Origin of the sequence: Kitasatospora griseola, assembly GCF_044999035.1 — a bacterium.
Taxonomy (GTDB): Bacteria; Actinomycetota; Actinomycetes; order Streptomycetales; family Streptomycetaceae; genus Kitasatospora; species Kitasatospora griseola.
In genome coordinates this window covers 5,186,339-5,205,318 of record NZ_CP173360.1, presented here as the reverse complement: position 1 = coordinate 5,205,318, position 18,980 = coordinate 5,186,339, and the positions used below count along the sequence as shown (strand labels likewise).

Here is an 18,980-nt window from a genome sequence, read left to right as displayed (position 1 = left end):
CGTCTCAGCTGGTGCGCTTGCCGTCGAAACGGCGCATGCGGGACAGGACGGAGTCGGCGGTCGGGTTGTGCATCTCGTCGACGATCACGCCGTCGGCGAGGAACAGCACCCGGTCCGCGTGGCCGGCGGCCACCGGGTCGTGCGTCACCATCACGATGGTCTGGCCGAGCTCGTCCACCGAGCGGCGCAGGAAGCCGAGCACCTCCGCACCGGAGCGGGAGTCCAGGTTTCCGGTCGGCTCGTCACCGAAGATGATCTCCGGCCGGGCTGCCAGCGCCCGGGCCACCGCGACGCGCTGCTGCTGGCCGCCGGAGAGCTGGCCGGGCCGGTGCCCCAGTCGGCCGGACAGGCCGACGGTGTCGATCACCTGCTCCAGCCACGCCCGGTCAGGCTTCCGGCCGGCGATGTCCATCGGCAGCGTGATGTTCTCCAGCGCGTTCAGCGTCGGGAGCAGGTTGAACGCCTGGAAGATGAAGCCGATCTTGTCGCGGCGCAGCCGGGTCAGCTGCTTGTCCTTCAGGCCGGTGACCTCGGTGTCGCCGATCCAGATCCGCCCCTCGGAGACGCTGTCCAGGCCGGCCAGGCAGTGCATCAGGGTCGACTTGCCGGAACCCGACGGGCCCATGATCGCGGTGAACCGGCCGCGCTCGATGTCCACGTCGACCGCGTTCAGCGCCGTCACCCGGGTCTCGCCCGTCCCGTACGCCTTGGTCACCTGCCGGGCCCGGGCCGCGACGTCGTTCTGTTCGGAAACGGGTGTGAGGTGCGCGGCGCTGGCTGCCGTGGTCACTGCGTGCTCCTTGAGGTGGGGTGGGGTCCGCCCGATGTCCTCAAGACTCCCGGCTGCGCCGATCCCTTTCGTCCTCCACCGGGACGAACGCCGCCACCGGGGAACGCTCCGGGGTCCGGACCCTCTCCCCTAGGGGTCTGCGCCCCGCGGGGTGAGGGTCCGGAGCCCGGACGCCGACGAACGGTCAGCTCGCGGCGGCCAGTTCGGCCCGCGGCCGGAGCGCGGCGGAGAACGCGTCCACCACCGGGGTCAGCAGCACCTCGGTCTCCCGCTCCAGCTCGGTGCCGCCGTCCTCGCGCACCCCGATGTGCCGGTCCAGCACGAACCAGCCCTGGGTGACGTGCGCGGCGCCCATCGAGGTCAGCACCGGACGCAGCGCGTAGTCCACCGCCAGCACGTGCGCGGTGGAGCCGCCGGTGGCCAGCGGCAGCACCGTCTTGCCGCGCAGCGCGTACTGCGGCAGGAGGTCGAGCAGCGCCTTCAGCAGGCCCGAGTAGGCGGCCTTGTAGACCGGCGTGCCGATCACCACCCCGTCGGCCTGCTCGAACAGTTCGACGGCGCGGGCTATCGCCGGGTCGCCGGTGTCGGCGGCCAGCAGCGCCTCGGCGGGCAGCGTGCGGACGTCCAGCGCCGCCACCCGGTGGCCGTGCGAGACCAGCCGGCGGTCGACGTGGCGCAGCAGCCGGGTGGTGCGGGAGGTCGCGGACGGGGAACCGGAGACGGACAGGATCACGGCCATGGAGTCACCTCGGTGCGTACGGCCGCGGGCAGGGGCGGCCGGAGACGGGAGAAACGGGAACGCGAGGACGCGGGCGCGGGCTCGCGGTGAGGGTGAATGTGCGGCGAGGACTCAGCCGCGACACAGCGAGCAGGACACCCGACCGTGGTCGACGTGCCGCCGACGGGTGAGGACCTTCCGCTGCTCCATGCAGCCATGCAAGCACGCACCGTTTTACCGGGTCAAGGCCGTGCCCGCCCGGTGAACACCGCACCGAACGGTCCGGGCCCTGCATCAAAACGGCCACAAGGGGCCCCGGCCGAGCCGGACGATCACCACGCGGCCCGCGGTTCGGGCATCCTTCCCCTCATGAACACGTGGCAGGAGCGCCCGGGGGGCGGCGCATACGGGCAGGGCGACGCGGCACGCGGCCGGGGCGGGGCGGGCGCGGAACCGCCGCTGCCGCCGTCGCTGAATCCGCGCGGCGCGGGCGCCCCGCTGTCCCGCCCCGCACAGCAACCCGACGACCGTCCGCCGTACCAGGGCGGCACGCCCGGCGGCGGCCCCGGCGGCGGGCCGCCGTACGGCGGTCGACCGCCGTACGGGCAGCAGCCGCACGAGCCCGGGCCGGGCCCGCTCGGCGGCCCCGGGCAGCCGGCCCGACCACGCCGCTCGCGCAAGAAGATCATCGGATACTCGGCGCTCGGCCTGGTCCTGGCGCTGCTCACCACCATGATCGGCACCTACTTCTGGGCCGACGGCAAGCTCCGGCACGAGAACGTGCTCGCCGACTACCCGGGCCGCCCGGCGGCCGGCAAGGGCACCAACTGGCTGATCGTCGGCTCCGACAGTCGCGAGGGCCTCACCGACGCCCAGGAGGACTCCCTCCACACCGGCTCCGCCGAGGGCAAGCGCAGCGACTCGATGATGATCCTGCACACCGGCGACAACGGGGCCACCCTGATGTCGATCCCGCGCGACTCCTGGGTGCAGATACCCGCCCACCAGGACACCTCCGGCAGCGGCAAGACCGTCCCCGCCGCCACCCACAAGATCAACGCCTCGTTCGCCGCCGGCGGCGGACGACTCCTGGTGCAGACCGTCGAGACCAGCACCGGCCTGCGGATCGACCACTACGCGGAGATCGGCTTCGCCGGGTTCGTCGGCCTGGTCGACGCCGTCGGCGGTGTCGAGATGACCATCGACCAGCCGGTCAAGGACAAGGACTCCGGCCTCGACCTGAAGGCCGGCACCCAGACCCTGACCGGCAAGCAGGCCCTCGCCTTCGTCCGCCAGCGCCACCAGATGGCCGACCAGGACCTCGGCCGGATGCGCAACCAGCAGAAGTTCCTCGGCGCCCTCGCCAAGCAGGCCGCCTCCCCCGCGACCCTGCTCAACCCCTTCACCTTCTACCCGCTCGCCTCGGCCGGCCTGGACACCCTGATCGTCGACGACGACGCCGGCCTCACCGACCTCGGCTCGATGTTCCTCGCCATGAAGGGCGTCACCGGCGGCGACGGCAAGACCATCACCGTCCCGATCGGCAACCCCGACTTCCGCACCCCCACCGGCGAGTCCGCGGTCAAGTGGGACCCGGCCAAGTCCAAGGCCGTCTTCGACGCGATGAAGAACGACACCGCCGTCCCCGCGCCCTGACTGCCGCCGGCCGACGGGGGTGCGCGAACTCCCGTCGGCCCGCGCGTCGCTGACGGTGCATCAGGCGATCCGGCGGGAGAATGTCCGCCATGTCTCTGGTGACCTCCCTCATCTACCGCCGCCGAAGCCGGCTGTTCGGCCGCCTGGTCCAGGAAGCCCTGGCCCTGTACGGGATGGAGGTCCCCGCCGCCGCCGAGATCGGCCCCGGCCTGTCCGTCTTCCACCGCGGCTTCGGCACCGTCCTGCACCCCTTCACCACCCTCGGCGCGAACGTCACCCTCTACAACGGCGTCACCATCGGCCGGGCGGACCCGTGGGTCCCGCAGGAGGAGTCCGCGATGCGACGGGTCGTCCTGGAGGACGGGGTGATGGTCTGCGCCGGCGCGAAGATCGTCTGCAAGTCGGGCGTCCTCACCGTCGGCGCCGGGACGATCATCGGCGCGAACGCGGTGCTCACGCGCTCCACCGGGCCCAACGAGATCTGGGCGGGCGCCCCGGCCAAAAAGGTGGGAGTGCGGAAGGCGGGTGGGCGCGAGAACGGGGGGCACGTGGGGGTACCTCCCGGCCCGCCAGGGCCGGGGGAGAACGGCGCGCAGCGCGAGGCACCCGACAGCCGGGTCGCGGCACGGACAGTGATCTGAACGTCGAAGCGACCCGGCTGTCGGAACGGCCTACGGCAGGTTGCGGGCCATGACGATGCGCTGGACCTGGTTGGTGCCCTCGTAGATCTGGGTGATCTTCGCGTCCCGCATCATCCGCTCCACCGGGTAGTCCCGCGTGTACCCGTACCCGCCCAGCAACTGCACCGCGTCCGTCGTGACCTCCATCGCCACGTCCGACGCGAAGCACTTCGCCGCCGCCCCGAAGAACGTCAGATCACCCTCCGTGCGCTGCGACTTCGCCGCCGCCGCGTACGTCAGCTGCCGCGCCGCCTCCAGCTTCATCGCCATGTCCGCCAGCATGAACTGCACGCCCTGGAACTCCGCGATCGCCTTCCCGAACTGCCTGCGCTCCTTCACGTACCCCTTCGCATAGTCCAACGCCCCCTGCGCGATCCCCAGCGCCTGCGCCGCGATCGTCACCCGGGTGTGGTCCAACGTCCGCATCGCCGTCGCGAAACCCGTCCCCTCCGCACCGATCATCCGCTCCGCCGGGATCCGCACATCGTCGAAGTACACCTCACGCGTCGGCGAACCCTTGATCCCCAACTTCTTCTCCGGCGCACCGAACGACACCCCCTCGTCGCCCTTCTCCACCACGAACGCCGAGATCCCCTTCGACCGCAACGACGGATCCGTCACCGCCATCACCGTGTAGAACTCCGACACCCCCGCGTTCGTGATCCACCGCTTCACACCGTTCAGGACCCAGAAGTCCCCGTCCCGCACCGCCCGCGTCTTCATCCCCGCCGCGTCCGAACCCGCCTCCGGCTCCGACAGGCAGTACGAGAACATCCCCTCGCCCCGGGCCAACGCACCCAGGTACTTCGCCTTCAACTCCTCCGAACCCGACAACTGCACCGGCAGCGAACCCAGCTTGTTCACCGCCGGAATCAGCGAGGAGGACGCACACACCCGCGCCACCTCCTCGATCACGATCACCGTCGCCAGCGCATCCGCACCCGCACCCCCGTACTCCTCCGGCACGTGCACCGCATGCAGATCCGACGACCGGAGCGCCTCCAACGCCTCCGCCGGGAACCGCCCCTCCTCGTCCACCTCCGCCGCGAACGGGGCGATCTTCGCCTCCGCCAGCGAACGCACCGACTCACGGAGCATCTCGTGCTCCTCGCCCAGCCGGTAGAGGTCGAAGTCCGCTCCGGAGTTTCCAGCCATCTGCTCTGCCCCTTGGGATAGTTACCGTCGAGTAATCCTCATCCTAGGCTCGTCGGACCGGTCAGTCGACGTTGTCGCCGAGGGTGTCGGCGCTGGTGCGGTGCTGCGCGAGGTAGTCGTCCATCCGGTCGGTGCGCATCGCGTCCCAGAGCACGCCGGCCGCGCCGTCGTCCATCAGGACGACGGACTGGCCGTCGACGGAGTCGAAGCCGCCGAAGGGGGCGTTCATGAAGTGGACGCCGTCGGGGCGGACCGCGCGCAGGCTCCAGGCGAGGTCGTAGAGGTCGCTGTTGCTGAGCCGGTCGTCGACCGAGACCACGTCGCCGACGGTGCCGAGCAGGCCGGTGAGCTTGGCGGGGCTGGAGAGGGTGCCGGAGTTCATGGTGCGGAGCATCAGCGCGCGCAGGAAGTTCTGCTGGCGCTTGGTGCGGTCGAGGTCGCCGTTCGGCAGGCCGTGGCGTTCGCGGACGTAGAGCAGGGCCTCGGCGCCGTCCATGTGGTGGGTGCCGGCCAGCCACTCGCGGGCGTCGCCCTTGGCCTCGATGGTGCGCGGGACGGTGATGTCGACGCCGCCGACGGCGTCGGTGAGGGCCCGGAAGCCGTTCCAGTCGATCACCGCGAGGTGGTCGATCCTGATCCGGGTGAGGTCCTGGACGGTCTGCACCATCAGCGCGGGCCCGCCCCAGGAGTAGGCCGCGTTGATCTTCGCCTTGCCGTGTCCGGGGACGGACACCCAGGTGTCGCGCGGGATGGACACCACGGAGACGGACTTCCGGTCGGCGGAGATGTGCATCAGCATCATGGTGTCGCTGCGCTGCGCACCCAGCTGCCAGGCCGGGGCCTTCGCGGCCTGCCCGGTGGTGGGCCGGTCCGCGCGGGCGTCGAGGCCGACCAGCAGGAAGGTCTGGCCGGCGTGCGGGACGGCGGTGGGCTGCCCGGCGCCGCCGGTCGGGAAGGCGTTCGGGATCCGCGCCACCGAGGACGCGTAGTGGTCGGCGGTCCACACCAGGGCGCCGAAGCCGGCGCCGAACAGCACCAGCAGCACGGCGAGGGTCCACAGCAGCAGCCGGCGGCCCCGGCGGCGGCGCGGCGCGGTCTCCGCCTCGCTCGAAAGGTCGTCGTCCCGGTCGCCGTCACGGTCGCCGTCGCGGTCGAAGATGCTGAGCGGCCTCTGGTCCTCGTCGGCCTCGTCCGGCCGCTCCTCGGCAGTCATGCGCGCATTGTGAACCTTCCGTACAGACTTTCGGGCGGAAATCGTGGAACCGGCCGCCCCCCCGCTGGTAGGGGTACCGATAGCATCTGTGCCTGCGGCCGTCGCATTGCCTGGAACGGCCCGAACGAAAGGGAACACCCGTGGCTCCGCGCATCACGGTGATCGGTACTGGCTACCTGGGCGCCACGCATGCTGCGTGCATGGCCGAGCTCGGTTTCGAGGTCCTCGGGCTGGACATCGACCGGGACAAGCTCGCCGCGCTCGCCGCCGGCCGGGTGCCGATGTTCGAACCCGGGCTGTCGGAGCTGCTGCTCAAGCACGTGGCGGGCCACGAGGGCTCGACCGGGCGGCTGCGGTTCACCGACTCCTGGGAGGAGGTCGCGGCCTTCGGCGACGTGCACTTCATCTGCGTCAACACCCCGCAGCGCAAGGGCGAGTTCGCGGCCGACATGAGCTACGTGGACGCCGCGGTGGACTCGCTGGCCCCGCACCTGGACCGGCCGACCCTGGTGGTCGGCAAGTCCACCGTGCCGGTGGGCTCGGCGAACCGGCTGGCGGACCGGCTGGCCGCGCTGGCCCCGGCCGGCGAGCAGGTCGAGCTGGCCTGGAACCCGGAGTTCCTGCGCGAGGGCTACGCGGTCGGCGACACCCTGCACCCGGACCGCCTGGTGGTGGGCGTGCGCAGCGAGCACGCCGAGCAGGTGCTGCGCGAGGTGTACGCGGGCCCGATCTCGGACGGCGTGCCGTTCGTGGTGACCGACTTCCCGACCGCGGAGCTGGTGAAGGCCGCCGCGAACTCCTTCCTGGCGACCAAGATCTCGTTCATAAACGCGATGGCTGAGGTCTGCGAGAGCGCCGGCGCGGACGTGGTCCAGCTGTCCAAGGCGCTCTCCTACGACGCGCGGATCGGCGGCCGGTTCCTGAACGCCGGGCTGGGCTTCGGCGGCGGCTGCCTGCCCAAGGACATCCGGGCGTTCATGGCCCGGGCCGGGGAACTGGGCGCCGACCAGGCGCTGACCTTCCTGCGCGAGGTCGACTCGATCAACATGCGGCGCCGCTCCCGGATGGTCGAGCTGGCCCGCGAGCAGTGCGGCGGCGGCTTCCTGGGCCGCCGGGTGGCGGTGCTGGGCGCGGCGTTCAAGCCGAACTCGGACGACATCCGGGACTCGCCGGCGCTGAACGTGGCCGGCCAGATCCAGCTGCAGGGCGCCCAGGTGACGGTCTACGACCCGAAGGCGATGGACAACGCCCGCAAGATGTTCCCCAGCCTGTCGTACGCGCCGTCCGCCCTGGAGGCGGTCCAGGGCGCGCACGTGGTGCTGCACCTGACCGAGTGGCAGGAGTTCCGCGAGCTGGACCCGGCCGAGGTCGGCGCGCTGGTCGCCGAGCGCCGCATGCTGGACGGCCGCAACGTGCTGGACGGCGAGTCCTGGCGGGCCGCCGGCTGGACCTACCGGGCGATGGGCCGGCCGTTCTCGGAATGACCGTGCCGGGCGGCTCGTTCTCACCGGCATGAGCTACGGAGACGACGCCACCGTCCGGAAGATCCTCACCTCCTCCGGCGACACCTGGGCCGTGGTCGGCCTGTCCACCAACACCGCGCGCGCCGCGTACGGGGTGGCCCGGGTGCTGCAGCGGGCCGGCAAGCGGATCGTGCCGGTGCACCCGAAGGCCGAGACGGTGCTCGGCGAGCAGGGCTACGCCTCGCTCGCCGAGATCCCGTTCCCGGTCGACGTGGTGGACGTGTTCGTCAACTCCGAGCTGGCCGGCCCGGTCGCCGACCAGGCGGTGGCGAAGGGCGCCAAGGCCGTCTGGTTCCAGCTCGGAGTGGTCGACGAGGCCGCCTTCGACCGCACCCGGGCCGCCGGGCTGGACATGGTGATGGACCGCTGCCCGGCGATCGAGCTGCCCCGGCTGTGAGCCGGCGTCAGCCGACCCGGACGGGGAAGGCGATGTCGCAGACCAGGTCGTCCGGGGCGGCGGCCGTGAAGTCGGCGAAGTAGACCTCCCGGCCCCGCCCGGTGCGCTCGGCGCCCGCCGACTCGATCCACCCGCAGACCGCGTCGTAGGCGCTGAGGATCTGCGGGAAGTCCACCTGCGCCTTGGTGATCCGGGTGTACGCCTCGCGGTGCGCGGGCTCGACCCGGTGCGGGACGGTGACGTCGCCGGCCCGGGCCGGGTCGATCGGCACGCAGACCTCGACCGGGCCGTCGGCGTCCTCGTTGACGTCCCCGTGGTAGATCACGAACGGGGCGGCGACCGGGCCGCCGAGGCCCGCGGCGGCCTCCGTCAGCCGGGCGGTGGCGCCGCCGATGAAGTCGTCCAGCTCCTCCGGCCTGGCCCGCCGCTGCTCGGTGAGCACCAGCTGGTCCGGCACCTCGCGCTGTTCGATCCGGTACATCTCGTCGATTCCTTCCAGTCCGCTGAGTTGGACGCGGAGGTGTTCGGCCAGCGCCCGCTGCGAGGCGGTGCGCCGTTCGACGGCCGCCCAGTACGCGGCGACCCGCTCGGCCGCCTCGGCGCTCGGCAGGGCGAGCACCTCGGCGACCGTGGCGAGCGGCATGTCCAGGCCGCGCAGCCGCACGATCAGCCGTGCGGTGCGCAGTCGGCCGGCCCGGTAGTACCGGTAGCCGGTGGCCTGGTCGACCAGGTCCGGCGGCAGCAGGCCCTGCCGGTCGTACAGCCGCAGCGCCTTCGGCGACAGCAGGCCCCGGCGGGCGAACTCGCCGGTGGTGAGCAGCCGTTCTTCCTCCACGCCGGTCAGCGTGGGGCCTGCCCCAGGGGCAGGGTCAATCCGGTCGTTCACGCGCCGTCCAACTGCTCCCGGGTGGCGATCGACGGCCCGCGCTCGGCCCGCAGGCGGCGGGCCACCGTCTCGGCCTCGCGCAGCACCCGGACGGCGTTGTGCCAGGTCAGCTTGGCGAGGTCGGCCTCGGACCAGTCGCGGCGCAGGAGTTCGGCGATCAGCACGGGGTAGCCGGCCACGTCGTCCAGGCCGGCCGGCAGGAACGGGGTGCCGTCGAAGTCGCCGCCGATGCCGATGTGGTCGATGCCCGCCACCTCGCGCATGTGGTCGAGGTGGTCGGCGACGTCGGCGACGGTGGCGACCGGGCGCGGGCGGTCGGCCGCGAAGGCCTGCTGCACGGCCGTCGCCGCCGTGGAGGTGTCGAACGGGCTGAACCCGTGTGCGGTCATGTTCGCGTCGGCGGCGTAGGTCCACTCGATGGCGTCGGCCAGGACGAACATCGGCACGAAGGTGGCCATCGCGACCCCGCCGTTGCCGGGCAGCGCGGCGAGCACGTCGTCGGGGACGTTGCGCGGGTGGTCGCAGATCGCGCGCGAGGAGGAGTGCGAGAACAGCACGGGGGCCTCGGAGACCCGCAGCGCGTCGCGCATGGTGTCGGCGGAGACGTGCGAGAGGTCGACCAGCATGCCGAGCCGGTTCATCTCCCGGACCACCTCTTCGCCGAACCGGGTGAGGCCGCCGTGCACCGGCTCGTCGGTGGCGGCGTCCGCCCACGGCACGTTGGAGTTGTGGGTGAGCGTCAGGTACCGGACCCCGAGCGCATGCAGCGCCCGCAGGGTGGCCAGCGAGGAGTTGACGGAGTGTCCGCCCTCGGCGCCCATCAGCGAGGCGATCCGGCCCTCCTCGCGGGCGCTCTCCAGATCGTCGGCGGTCAGCGCGAGCCGCAGGTGCTCGGGGTACCGCTCGGTCATCGCCCGGACGAAGTCGATCTGCTCCAGCGTCGCACTGACCGCGTCGTCGCCGGACAGCTCCGCGGGCACGAACACCGACCAGAACTGCGCACCGACCCCGCCCGCCCGCAGGCGGCCGAGGTCGGTGTGCAGCCGGTGGCTCTGATCGGCCGTCAGGTCGACGGCGTCGAGGTCGTACCCCGCCTGGGCGCGCATCGCCCACGGCAGGTCGTTGTGGCCGTCCACCACGGGGGTGGTGCGGAGGACGGCCCTGGCACGCTCGATCAGTTCGGGAGTCATCCTCCCGTTCTACTACTTGCCGAAGCCGAAGGACTCGTTACCCGCCACCTTGGCCCGGAGCTTGCGGCCCTTCTCGGTCGCCTGGCTGTTCAGCTCGGCCTGGAACTCGACCATCTTCTCGGCCAGTTCGGCGTCGAACGCGGCCAGCATCCGCACCGCGAGCAGCCCCGCGTTGCGCGCCCCGGCCACCGAGACCGTCGCCACCGGCACCCCGGCCGGCATCTGCACGATCGACAGCAGGCTGTCCATCCCGTCCAGGTACCGCAGCGGCACCGGCACCCCGATCACCGGCAGCGGCGTCACCGACGCCAGCATCCCGGGCAGGTGCGCCGCGCCGCCGGCCCCGGCGATGATCGCCTTCAGCCCGCGCCCGTGCGCCTGCTCCCCGTACGCGACCATCTCGCGCGGCATCCGGTGCGCGGAGACCACGTCGACCTCGTACGGGATCTCGAACTCGTCGAGCGCCTGCGCGGCGGCCTCCATCACGGGCCAGTCGGAGTCGGAGCCCATCACGATGCCGACAAGGGGTGCCTGGGTCATAACAGTCCTTTCATGGGTGCCCTCGGCATCGGCCGGGGGCGAAGACGCCAACTGACGCAGTGTCAGTGGCGGGTTCTAGCGTGTGGGCTGTGAGTGCCGTTCACGTCAAGCGGGCCTTCCGGTTCCGCTTCTACCCGACCGATGCGCAGGCGGCCGAGCTGCTGCGCACGTTCGGATGCGTGCGTCTCGTCTACAACCGGGCGCTGGCGGCCCGGTCCGAGGCCTGGACTGCACGCGGCGAGCGGCTGGGCTACGGCGCGACGTCGGCGATGCTGACGGCCTGGAAACGGACCGAGGAACTGTCGTTCCTCACCGAGGTGTCCTCCGTGCCCCTGCAGCAAGCCCTGCGGCACTTGCAGTCGGCGTTCACCAACTTCTGGCAGAGGCGGGCGAACCACCCCCGGTTCAAGTCGAAGAAGCGGTCTCGTGACAGCGCGGAGTACACCCGCTCCGCATTCCGCTACCGGGACGGACGGCTGACACTGGCGAAGATGGCCGGGCCGCTCGACATCGCCTGGTCGCGGCCGCTGCCCGAGGGCGCCGCCCCGTCCACGGTGACCGTCTCGCGGGACGCGGCAGACCGATGGTTCGTGTCGATGCTGTGCGACGACCCGAGTGTCCGACCGCTGCCAGCGGTGGACACCGCCGTGGGGCTGGATCTCGGCGTCACTTCCCTGGTGACGCTCTCCACCGGCGAGAAGATCCCCAACCCGGGGCACGAACGCGGCGCCCGGAAACGGCTGGCAAGAGCCCAACGAGCACTCGCCCGCAAGGCGCAGGGATCGGCGAATCGGGAGAAGGCCCGGCGCAAGGTGGCCCGCATCCACGCACAGATCGCCGATCGCCGCCGGGACCACCTGCACAAGCTCACCACTCGACTCGTCCGCGAGAACCAAACGGTCGTGATCGAGGACCTGACGGTCCGCAGTCTGCTCAGGAACCGGAAGCTGTCCCGCGCCGTCGCGGACTGCGCCTGGAGCGAGCTGCGGGCCATGTTGGTGTACAAGTGCGCCTGGTACGGCCGCGAGCTGATCACCGTCGACCGGTGGTTCCCCAGCTCCAGGCTGTGCGGCGGGTGCGAAACCGTCCGCGCCTCCCTGCCCTTGAACGTCCGCGACTGGACGTGCGACTGCGGTGCAGTCCACGACCGGGATGTCAACGCGGCACGCAACATCCTGGCCGCCGGGCCGGCGGCAGCAGCCTGTGGAGACGGCGTAGGACCTCAACGGAGCACTCCGGGCGGGCAGTCGTCGATGAAGCAGGAAGTCGTCCCACCGCCGCGCTCACGCGCGGCGGCTCGGTCGCGAGACTGAGGGACCCCCTCCGAGGAGGAGGGGAAGGTCAATCGGTGATCGTTCCTCGCAGGTAGGCGGCCGCGTGGCGGGCGCGCTCGCGGACGTCTTCGAGGTCGTCCCCGAAGACGTTGACGTGGCCGACCTTGCGGCCGGGCTTCACGTCCTTTCCGTACATGTGGATCTTGAGGCCGGGGTCGCGGGCCATGCAGTGCAGGAAGGGGTGGTACATGTCGGGGTAGTCGCCGCCGAGGACGTTGACCATGACGGTCCACTTGGCGCGGGGGCGGGGGTCGCCGAGGGGGAGGTCGAGAACGGCCCGGAGGTGGTTCTCGAACTGGGAGGTGACGGCGCCGTCCTGGGTCCAGTGCCCGGAGTTGTGCGGGCGCATGGCGAGTTCGTTGACCAGGATGCGGCCGTCGCGGGTCTGGAAGAGCTCGACCGCGAGGTGGCCGGTGATGTCGAGGTCGCCGGCGATCCGGAGGGCGAGCTGCTGGGCCTCGTCGGAGAGGGCGGGGTCGAGGTCGGGCGCGGGGGCGGTGACCTCGGCGCAGATGCCGTTCTCCTGGACGGACTCGACCACCGGGTAGGCGACGGCCTGGCCACTGGGCGAGCGCACCACGTTGGCGGCCAGCTCGCGGACGAAGTCGACCTTCTCCTCGGCGAGGACGGGAACGCCCGCGAGGAACGGGGCGGCGGCCTCGGCCTCGTCCTTGACGACCCAGACGCCCTTGCCGTCGTAGCCGCCGCGCACGGTCTTCAGGACGACGGGGTAGCCCTCGCCCTCTCCGGCGAACGCGGTGACGTCGGCCGGGTCGGCGACGATCCGGTGCCGGGGGCAGGGGACGCCGATGGAGTCCAGCTTGGCCCGCATCACGCCCTTGTCCTGGGCGTTGACCAGCGCCTCGGGGCCGGGGCGGACCGCGATGCCCTCGGCCTGCAGGGCGCGCAGGTGCTCGGTGGGCACGTGCTCGTGGTCGAAGGTGATGACGTCGCAGTCGGCGGCGAAGGCCCGCAGCACGTCGAGGTCGCGGTAGTCGCCGTACTCGGTGGTGCCGACCACCTGCGCGGCCGACTCCTGGGGAGTGTCGGCGAGGAGTTTGAAGCGGATGCCCAGCGGGACGCCCGCCTGGTGCATCATGCGGGCGAGCTGCCCGCCGCCGATGACTCCGACCACTGGAAAGTTCGCATTGCCCGCTACAGTCACGCGCTCCAGGATATCGGGGCCGGTCAGGGGCCCGACACCGGCGTGCGCCCGGGGGCGTGCACACCGGGCGTGGCACGGAGCACACAGAATGTGCGGGTAGCCTGGTGCGCCGGATCGCACGACACCACTTATCCGATCATGTGAACCATACGGAGCAGCCCGGATGACGATCACCACGGAATCGCGCCCCTCGTTGTCCCAGCGACTGCGCGGCCTGTCCCTGGAGGCAGTCGGCTTCGCCGTGATCGGCGGCGTCGGTTTCCTGGTGAACCTGCTGGTCTTCACCGCCTGCCTCCAGGCCAGCGGCCTGATCAACTCGGCGGCCGGCGTGATCTCCGGCGCGGTGGCGATCGGCACCAACTACCTGGGCTACCGGTTCTGGCTCTACAAGGACCGCGACGCCGCCTCCCGCAAGCGGGAGATCACGCTGTTCCTGCTGTTCAGCGGTATCGGCCTGCTGATCGAGAACGGCATCCTGGCCTTCTCGGTGCACGTGCTCGGCTTCCACTCGCACTTCAGCCAGGTGATCGCGAAGAACGTGCTCGGCCTGGCGGCGGGCACCGTCTTCCGCTTCCTCTCCTACCGCACCTGGGTGTTCAAGGCGATGCCCGAGCTGGAGGACCCCGAGGTGGTGCAGGAGGCCGAGCTGCTGCTGGCCGCCGAGGACAGCCGCTCTCTCACCAACTGACGTCACTCGCCCGCGTGGGCGAGGAACAGCGCGAACACCGGCGGCCGCAGCGACAGCAGTTCGAGGCGGCCGCCGTCGGCTTCCGCGAGGTCGCGGGCGACGGCCAGCCCGATGCCGGTGGAGTTGCGGCCGCTGACCGCCCGTTCGAAGACCCGGTTGCCGAGCTCCCGGGGAACGCCCGGCCCCTCGTCCTGGACCTCGGCGACCACCGAGCTGCCGGAGCGGCGGGCCCGCAGCGTGATGGTGCCGGCGCCGTGCATCAGCGAGTTCTCGATCAGCGTGGCCAGCACCTGGGAGACCGTGCCGGGGGTGCCGATCACCGGGACGTCGCGCAGCCCCTCGACGACCAGCTGGCGTCCGCTGTCGCGCAGCGTCGGGGCCCACTCCTCGACCTGCTGCTTGAGCACGTCGTCCAGGCAGAAGCTCACCGCGGTGGGGCTGTTGGGGTCGCGCTGGTTGGTGAGCAGCCGCTGCACCACGTCGGTGAGCCGCTCGACCTGCTGGAGGCCGATGGTGGCCTCCTCGCGGACGGTGTCCGGGTCCTCGGCGAGCGCGGTGATCTCCTCCAGCCGCATGGAGAGCGCGGTGAGCGGGGTGCGCAGCTGGTGCGAGGCGTCGGCGGCGAGCCGGCGCTCGGCGGTGAGCATCCGGGCGATCCGTTCCGCGCTGGTGTCCAGCACCTCGGCGATCCGGTCGAGCTCGGGCACCCCGTAGCGGCGGCCCTGCGGGCGGGGGTCGCCGGAACCGAGCCGTTCGGCGGTCTCGGCGAGGTCGGTGAGCGGCCGGGCCAGGCGCTTGGCCTGCCAGACCGCGAGCGCCACGGCGGCCTGCACGGCCAGCAGCGCGACCACGCCGAGCAGCAGCAGCATGTTGCCGATCTCGTGGTCGAGCGCGGCCCGCGACTGGGCGACGGTGACGGTCTCCCCGCTGGCCCCGGACTCGGTGGCGGTCAGCGCGGGCCCGTCGACCGGGCGGCCGAGGACGATCTGCGGCTGCCCGGGGATGTCCACGGTGACGTAGAAGTTCTCGGTCACCACGGCGGCGAACTTCTCGCCGGTGACCGGCTCGCCCGCGGCGAGCCGGCTCTCCACCAGGCCGAGCACCCGGACCGCCACCGCGTCCACCCGGTCGTTGGCGGCGTTGGTGATGGACTGCTTCTCGATCAGGGCCAGCGGCACGCAGAACACCGCGACCACCACCAGGACGACGCCCAGCAGTGAGTTGATCATCCTGCGCTTCACGCCGGGTGGACCTTCAGCTCTTCTCGAAGCGGAAGCCGACGCCCCGCACGGTGGCGATGTAGCGCGGGTTCGCGGCGTCGTCGCCGAGCTTCTTGCGCAGCCAGGAGATGTGCATGTCCAGGGTCTTGGTGGAGGTCCACCAGGTGGTGTCCCAGACCTGGCGCATGATCTCCTCGCGGGTGACGACCCGTCCGGCGTCCCGCACCAGCACCCGCAGCAGCTCGAACTCCTTGGCGGAGAGGGTGAGTTCCTCCTCGCCGAGCCAGGCGCGGTGCGACTCGATGTCGATCTTCACGCCGTGCGCGCCGGTGGTGAGCTGGTCGACGTTGCCGCGCCGGAGCAGGGCGCGGACCCGGGCGAGCAGCTCGGCCAGCCGGAACGGCTTGGTGACGTAGTCGTCGGCGCCGGCGTCCAGGCCGACCACGGTGTCCACCTCGTCCGCGCGGGCGGTGAGCACCAGGACCGGGAAGCTCTTGCCGTCGGCGCGCAGCCGCCGGCACACCTCCAGGCCGTCCATCTCGGGGAGCCCGAGGTCCAGCACGATCAGGTCGACGTCCTCGCTGAGGCCGGCGCCCAGGGCGGCCGGTCCGTCCTCGCGGACGAGCACCTCGTAGCCCTCGCGGCGCAGGGCGCGGGCCAGCGGTTCGGAGATTGCCGGGTCGTCCTCGGCCAGCAGCACACAGGTCATAGGGGCGATGGTAGACCGCTCGGGCACGCCCGATCAGGGGGTCTTCCGAGCTTTCGGCACGCCCGGGCGGCGCGCTGTGAACACTGTCACAGGGTGTGATCAACTTGCATTCCCGGGCATCTTCGGCAACAACTGCGCTTACATGGACATTCTTCGCACGAGCCTTGCCATCACAGGTAATTCTCCCGTCAAGGCATCGAAAGGCACAGTGCAGCGACACCCTGCTTTACCTTCTACATACCATTCACGCTCCGCAGTCAACCGAACTCGCGACTTACAGTGGTGGAGAACCCGAGCAAGACAGGCAAGGAATCAGCATGGCTTCGAGCACCCTGGAGTCTGAGGAACGGATCTCGACCGGTAACGGACGGACCTTCCTCGGCCACCCCCGCGGCCTCGCCACCCTCTTCATGACGGAGACGTGGGAGCGTTTCAGCTTCTACGGCATGCGCGCCCTGCTGGTCGTCTACATGTCGGCCAAGGCGGCCGACGGCGGCCTGGAGATGCAGGTGGCCACCGCCACCGCGGTGTACTCGGTCTACAACGCGATGGTCTACCTGCTGGCCCTGCCCGGCGGCTGGATCGCCGACCGGCTGCTCGGCGCCCGGCGCACCGTGGCCCTGGGCGGCGCGATCATCATGGTCGGGCACTTCCTGCTCGCCGTGCCGGCCTCGGCGGCGTTCTTCGCCGGCCTGGTCTTCATCGCGATCGGCTCCGGCCTGCTGAAGGCCAACATCTCGACCATGGTCGGCCACCTCTACGACGGGCCCAACGACCCGCGCCGGGACGGCGGCTTCACGATCTTCTACATGGGCATCAACCTCGGTGCCTTCCTCGCGCCGCTCGCCATCGGCACCGTCGGCCAGAAGGTGAACTGGCACCTGGGCTTCGCGATGGCCGGCGTCGGCATGGCCCTCGGCCTGATCCAGTACCTGCTGGGCACCCGCCACCTCAGCCCGCGCTCCAGCGTGGTCAGCGCCCCGATCACCCCCGAGGAGCGCCGCACCGTGCTGCGCAAGGCCGGCCTGTGGCTGGCCGCCGCCGCGGTGTTCTACGGCGTGGTCGTCGGCACCGGCAACTTCAGCGTCTCCTGGGCGATCTGGCCGCTCTCGCTGGCCGGCATCGCCATCCCCGTCCTGGTGTTCAGCCGGATCCGCCGCGACCCGGAGCTGACCGGCGAGGAGCGCTCGCGGATGAGCGGCTACCTGTGGTTCTTCGCCGCCGCCGCCGTGTTCTGGATGATCTACGACCAGTCCGGTTCGACGCTCAGCGTGTTCGCCGACCGCAACACCGCCGGCAGCCTGTTCGGCTTCTCGTTCCCGTCCAGCTGGTTCCAGTCGCTGAACCCGCTGTACATCATGGCGCTCGCTCCGGTGTTCGCCTGGCTGTGGAACGCCGCCGCCCGCCGCGGCCGCAACCCCTCCACCACCGCCAAGTTCGCCTTCGGCCTGCTGATGATCGGCGCGTCGTTCCTGGTGATGATGCTGGCGATGGCGGCGGCCAGCGGCGGCGTCAAGGTCACCCCGCTGTGGCTGGCCGTGGTCTACCTGATCCAGACCACCGGCGAGCTCACCCTCTCCCCCGTCGGCCTGTCCGTCACCACCAAGCTGGCGCCCGCCAAGTACGCCAGCCAGATGATGGGCATCTGGTTCCTCGCGGTCACCGCGGGCGACTGCGTGGCCGCCCTGAGCCAGCTGGCGCTGGGCGACAGCGTGGTCGGCTCCACCTGGTACTTCGCCGCCCAGGGCCTGCTGGCCATCGCCGCCGGCGTCGGCCTGTTCACCGCCCGCGGCCGGATCGGCAAGCTGATGGGCGACGTCCGCTAGCACCGCGGAGCAGGGCGGGGTCAGGCCTTCCTGACCCCGCAGAGCAGGGCGGGGTCAGACCTTCCTGACCCCGCCCTGCCACACGGCTGCGGTCAGCGGGACGCCCGGGCGGTACGCCAGGTGGACGTGCGAAGGCGCGTCCAGCAGCAGCAGATCCGCCCGGGCCCCCGGGGAGACCCGCCCCACATCGGTGCGGCGCAGTGCCAGTGCCCCGCCCGCGGTCGCGGCGTGCACCGCCTCGTCGGGGGTCATGCCCATCTCGCGCACCGCGACGGCGACGCAGAACGGCATCGAACTGGTGAAGCTGGAACCGGGGTTGCAGTCCGTGGACAGCGCGACCCGCACCCCGGCGTCCAGCAGCCGCCGGGCGTCCGGATAGGGCGCCCGGGTGGAGAACTCCGCGCCCGGCAGCAGGGTGGCCACCGTGTCCCCGTCCGCCAGCGCCGCCACGTCCTGGTCGGTCAGGTGCGTGCAGTGGTCGGCGGACGCCGCTCCCAGCTCCACCGCCAGCTGCACGCCCGGCCCGAAGCTCAGCTGATTGGCGTGCACCCGCGGTGCCAGGCCCTTCGCCATCCCGGCGGTCAGCACCGCCCGTGCCTGGTCGCCGTCGAACGCCCCGCGCTCGCAGAACACGTCCACCCACCGCGCGAACGGGGCGCACGCCTCCAGCATCTCCCCCGTCACCAGCTCGACGTACCCCGCCGGATCCTCCGCGAACTCGGGGCCCACCACGTGCGCCCCGAGGTACGTCGTCTCCTCGGTGTGCCCCGCCGCGATCCTGAGCGACCGCGCCTCGTCGGCGGTGCTCAGCCCGTACCCGGACTTCACCTCCACGGTCGTGGTGCCCTGCCGCAGCATCTCCGCCAGGAACCGGGTCAGGTTCGCGTTCAACTCCGCGTCCGACGCCGCCCGGGTCGCCGCCACCGTGGTCCGGATCCCGCCGGCCGAGTACGCCCGCCCCGACATCCGCGCGTTGAACTCCGCGGTCCGGTCCCCGGCGAACACCAGATGCGAATGGCTGTCCACGAACCCGGGCAGCAGCGCCCGCCCGGCCGCGTCGACGGTCTCGTCGGCAGCGGGGGCGTCCACGCTCCGGCCCACCCACGCCACCCGGTCGCCCTCCACCACCACGGCGGCGTCCGGGATCAGCCCGAGCGGCCCGTCCCCGAGCGCCGGGTCGTTGGTGACCAGCGATCCAATGTTGCCGATGAGCAGGCTCACAGAATGATCCTTCGTCAGTTTCGTACTTCTCTTCGCCCCGCGCCCCGTCAGGAGCGCGAGGGTCCCCCC

The 18,980-nt window shown here is 71.5% G+C and carries 18 protein-coding genes; 7 read left to right on the top strand and 11 right to left on the bottom strand.

The genetic code is table 11. The annotated features are described in order from the left end of the window. Nucleotides 1–4: 4 nt before the first annotated feature. Both ACI1MP_RS23720 and ssuE read right to left on the bottom strand, forming a co-directional pair. On the bottom strand, nucleotides 5–790 hold the full coding sequence (locus tag ACI1MP_RS23720) for an ABC transporter ATP-binding protein (protein WP_380344058.1): 786 nt from the start codon (nucleotides 788–790) through the stop codon (nucleotides 5–7). A 184-nt stretch (nucleotides 791–974) separates the two neighbouring features. After that, the gene (gene ssuE, locus ACI1MP_RS23715) at nucleotides 975–1,529 is read right to left on the bottom strand and encodes an NADPH-dependent FMN reductase (RefSeq protein WP_100587314.1); all 555 of its coding nucleotides are present in this window, start codon (nucleotides 1,527–1,529) and stop codon (nucleotides 975–977) included. A gap of 348 nt (nucleotides 1,530–1,877) precedes the next feature. Here ssuE and ACI1MP_RS23710 point away from each other — a divergent pair, with 348 nt between their 5' ends. Both ACI1MP_RS23710 and ACI1MP_RS23705 read left to right on the top strand, forming a co-directional pair. Then, nucleotides 1,878–3,164, top strand: a complete 1,287-nt coding sequence (locus tag ACI1MP_RS23710; RefSeq protein ID WP_363484334.1) for an LCP family protein — start codon at nucleotides 1,878–1,880, stop codon at nucleotides 3,162–3,164. Nucleotides 3,165–3,253: 89 nt separating this feature from the next. Beyond that, on the top strand, nucleotides 3,254–3,805 hold the full coding sequence (locus ACI1MP_RS23705) for a serine O-acetyltransferase (protein WP_380344063.1): 552 nt from the start codon (nucleotides 3,254–3,256) through the stop codon (nucleotides 3,803–3,805). A gap of 30 nt (nucleotides 3,806–3,835) precedes the next feature. On the opposite strand, the gene ACI1MP_RS23700 is transcribed toward ACI1MP_RS23705, so the two are convergent. Both ACI1MP_RS23700 and ACI1MP_RS23695 read right to left on the bottom strand, forming a co-directional pair. Then, nucleotides 3,836–4,999, bottom strand: coding sequence for an acyl-CoA dehydrogenase family protein (locus tag ACI1MP_RS23700; protein ID WP_404869420.1), 1,164 nt, complete (start codon nucleotides 4,997–4,999; stop codon nucleotides 3,836–3,838). Nucleotides 5,000–5,060: 61 nt separating this feature from the next. Beyond that, complete coding sequence (locus ACI1MP_RS23695; RefSeq protein ID WP_404869419.1) at nucleotides 5,061–6,212, bottom strand: LCP family protein; 1,152 nt, start codon at nucleotides 6,210–6,212, stop codon at nucleotides 5,061–5,063. A gap of 140 nt (nucleotides 6,213–6,352) precedes the next feature. Between ACI1MP_RS23695 and ACI1MP_RS23690 the strand changes: the two genes are divergently transcribed. Then, the gene (locus ACI1MP_RS23690; protein WP_100587309.1) at nucleotides 6,353–7,696 is read left to right on the top strand and encodes a UDP-glucose/GDP-mannose dehydrogenase family protein; all 1,344 of its coding nucleotides are present in this window, start codon (nucleotides 6,353–6,355) and stop codon (nucleotides 7,694–7,696) included. Between the two features lie 28 nt (nucleotides 7,697–7,724). Next, complete coding sequence (locus ACI1MP_RS23685) at nucleotides 7,725–8,132, top strand: CoA-binding protein (RefSeq protein WP_100587308.1); 408 nt, start codon at nucleotides 7,725–7,727, stop codon at nucleotides 8,130–8,132. Between the two features lie 7 nt (nucleotides 8,133–8,139). Here ACI1MP_RS23685 and ACI1MP_RS23680 read toward each other — a convergent pair whose 3' ends face one another. The 3 genes from ACI1MP_RS23680 to purE are packed head-to-tail and all read right to left on the bottom strand — an operon-like array spanning nucleotide 8,140 to nucleotide 10,748. After that, nucleotides 8,140–8,967 carry a MerR family transcriptional regulator gene (locus ACI1MP_RS23680; protein ID WP_404869418.1) on the bottom strand — a complete coding sequence of 276 codons (828 nt, stop codon included), beginning with the start codon at nucleotides 8,965–8,967 and terminating at the stop codon, nucleotides 8,140–8,142. A 47-nt stretch (nucleotides 8,968–9,014) separates the two neighbouring features. Continuing rightward, nucleotides 9,015–10,208 carry a dipeptidase gene (locus ACI1MP_RS23675; protein ID WP_404869417.1) on the bottom strand — a complete coding sequence of 398 codons (1,194 nt, stop codon included), beginning with the start codon at nucleotides 10,206–10,208 and terminating at the stop codon, nucleotides 9,015–9,017. Nucleotides 10,209–10,220: 12 nt separating this feature from the next. Next, complete coding sequence (gene purE, locus ACI1MP_RS23670; protein ID WP_043914265.1) at nucleotides 10,221–10,748, bottom strand: 5-(carboxyamino)imidazole ribonucleotide mutase; 528 nt, start codon at nucleotides 10,746–10,748, stop codon at nucleotides 10,221–10,223. 59 nt (nucleotides 10,749–10,807) lie between these two features. Between purE and ACI1MP_RS23665 the strand changes: the two genes are divergently transcribed. Further along, complete coding sequence (locus ACI1MP_RS23665) at nucleotides 10,808–12,061, top strand: RNA-guided endonuclease InsQ/TnpB family protein (protein ID WP_404869416.1); 1,254 nt, start codon at nucleotides 10,808–10,810, stop codon at nucleotides 12,059–12,061. A gap of 28 nt (nucleotides 12,062–12,089) precedes the next feature. On the opposite strand, the gene ACI1MP_RS23660 is transcribed toward ACI1MP_RS23665, so the two are convergent. Beyond that, complete coding sequence (locus ACI1MP_RS23660) at nucleotides 12,090–13,181, bottom strand: 5-(carboxyamino)imidazole ribonucleotide synthase (protein WP_380342712.1); 1,092 nt, start codon at nucleotides 13,179–13,181, stop codon at nucleotides 12,090–12,092. A gap of 229 nt (nucleotides 13,182–13,410) precedes the next feature. Between ACI1MP_RS23660 and ACI1MP_RS23655 the strand changes: the two genes are divergently transcribed. Beyond that, a complete protein-coding gene (locus ACI1MP_RS23655; RefSeq protein ID WP_380342690.1) occupies nucleotides 13,411–13,935 on the top strand; it encodes a GtrA family protein in 525 nt (174 codons plus the stop codon). Nucleotides 13,936–13,937: 2 nt separating this feature from the next. Here ACI1MP_RS23655 and ACI1MP_RS23650 read toward each other — a convergent pair whose 3' ends face one another. Further along, entirely contained in the window at nucleotides 13,938–15,176 is a 1,239-nt protein-coding gene (locus ACI1MP_RS23650; RefSeq protein WP_100587303.1) for an ATP-binding protein, read from the bottom strand. A 13-nt stretch (nucleotides 15,177–15,189) separates the two neighbouring features. Further along, complete coding sequence (locus ACI1MP_RS23645; protein WP_043914270.1) at nucleotides 15,190–15,864, bottom strand: response regulator transcription factor; 675 nt, start codon at nucleotides 15,862–15,864, stop codon at nucleotides 15,190–15,192. Nucleotides 15,865–16,181: 317 nt separating this feature from the next. On the opposite strand from ACI1MP_RS23645, the gene ACI1MP_RS23640 reads away from it, so the two are divergent. Then, nucleotides 16,182–17,690 carry a peptide MFS transporter gene (locus ACI1MP_RS23640; RefSeq protein WP_380342685.1) on the top strand — a complete coding sequence of 503 codons (1,509 nt, stop codon included), beginning with the start codon at nucleotides 16,182–16,184 and terminating at the stop codon, nucleotides 17,688–17,690. Nucleotides 17,691–17,744: 54 nt separating this feature from the next. Here ACI1MP_RS23640 and hutI read toward each other — a convergent pair whose 3' ends face one another. Beyond that, nucleotides 17,745–18,911 carry an imidazolonepropionase gene (hutI, locus tag ACI1MP_RS23635; RefSeq protein ID WP_380342682.1) on the bottom strand — a complete coding sequence of 389 codons (1,167 nt, stop codon included), beginning with the start codon at nucleotides 18,909–18,911 and terminating at the stop codon, nucleotides 17,745–17,747. Between the last annotated feature and the right edge of the window lie 69 nt (nucleotides 18,912–18,980).

What these genes read in the sequence shown, in the direction of transcription:
- ACI1MP_RS23645 (WP_043914270.1), bottom strand. Translation starts at nt 15,864, where the DNA reads ATGACCTGTGTGCTGCTGGCCGAGGACGACCCGGCAATCTCCGAACCG.
- ACI1MP_RS23685 (WP_100587308.1), top strand. Translation starts at nt 7,725, where the DNA reads ATGAGCTACGGAGACGACGCCACCGTCCGGAAGATCCTCACCTCCTCC.
- ACI1MP_RS23700 (WP_404869420.1), bottom strand. Translation starts at nt 4,999, where the DNA reads ATGGCTGGAAACTCCGGAGCGGACTTCGACCTCTACCGGCTGGGCGAG.
- ACI1MP_RS23705 (WP_380344063.1), top strand. Translation starts at nt 3,254, where the DNA reads ATGTCTCTGGTGACCTCCCTCATCTACCGCCGCCGAAGCCGGCTGTTC.
- ACI1MP_RS23710 (WP_363484334.1), top strand. Translation starts at nt 1,878, where the DNA reads ATGAACACGTGGCAGGAGCGCCCGGGGGGCGGCGCATACGGGCAGGGC.
- ACI1MP_RS23660 (WP_380342712.1), bottom strand. Translation starts at nt 13,181, where the DNA reads ATGATGCACCAGGCGGGCGTCCCGCTGGGCATCCGCTTCAAACTCCTC.
- purE (WP_043914265.1), bottom strand. Translation starts at nt 10,748, where the DNA reads ATGACCCAGGCACCCCTTGTCGGCATCGTGATGGGCTCCGACTCCGAC.
- ACI1MP_RS23655 (WP_380342690.1), top strand. Translation starts at nt 13,411, where the DNA reads ATGACGATCACCACGGAATCGCGCCCCTCGTTGTCCCAGCGACTGCGC.
- ssuE (WP_100587314.1), bottom strand. Translation starts at nt 1,529, where the DNA reads ATGGCCGTGATCCTGTCCGTCTCCGGTTCCCCGTCCGCGACCTCCCGC.
- ACI1MP_RS23675 (WP_404869417.1), bottom strand. Translation starts at nt 10,208, where the DNA reads ATGACTCCCGAACTGATCGAGCGTGCCAGGGCCGTCCTCCGCACCACC.
- ACI1MP_RS23695 (WP_404869419.1), bottom strand. Translation starts at nt 6,212, where the DNA reads ATGACTGCCGAGGAGCGGCCGGACGAGGCCGACGAGGACCAGAGGCCG.
- ACI1MP_RS23640 (WP_380342685.1), top strand. Translation starts at nt 16,182, where the DNA reads ATGGCTTCGAGCACCCTGGAGTCTGAGGAACGGATCTCGACCGGTAAC.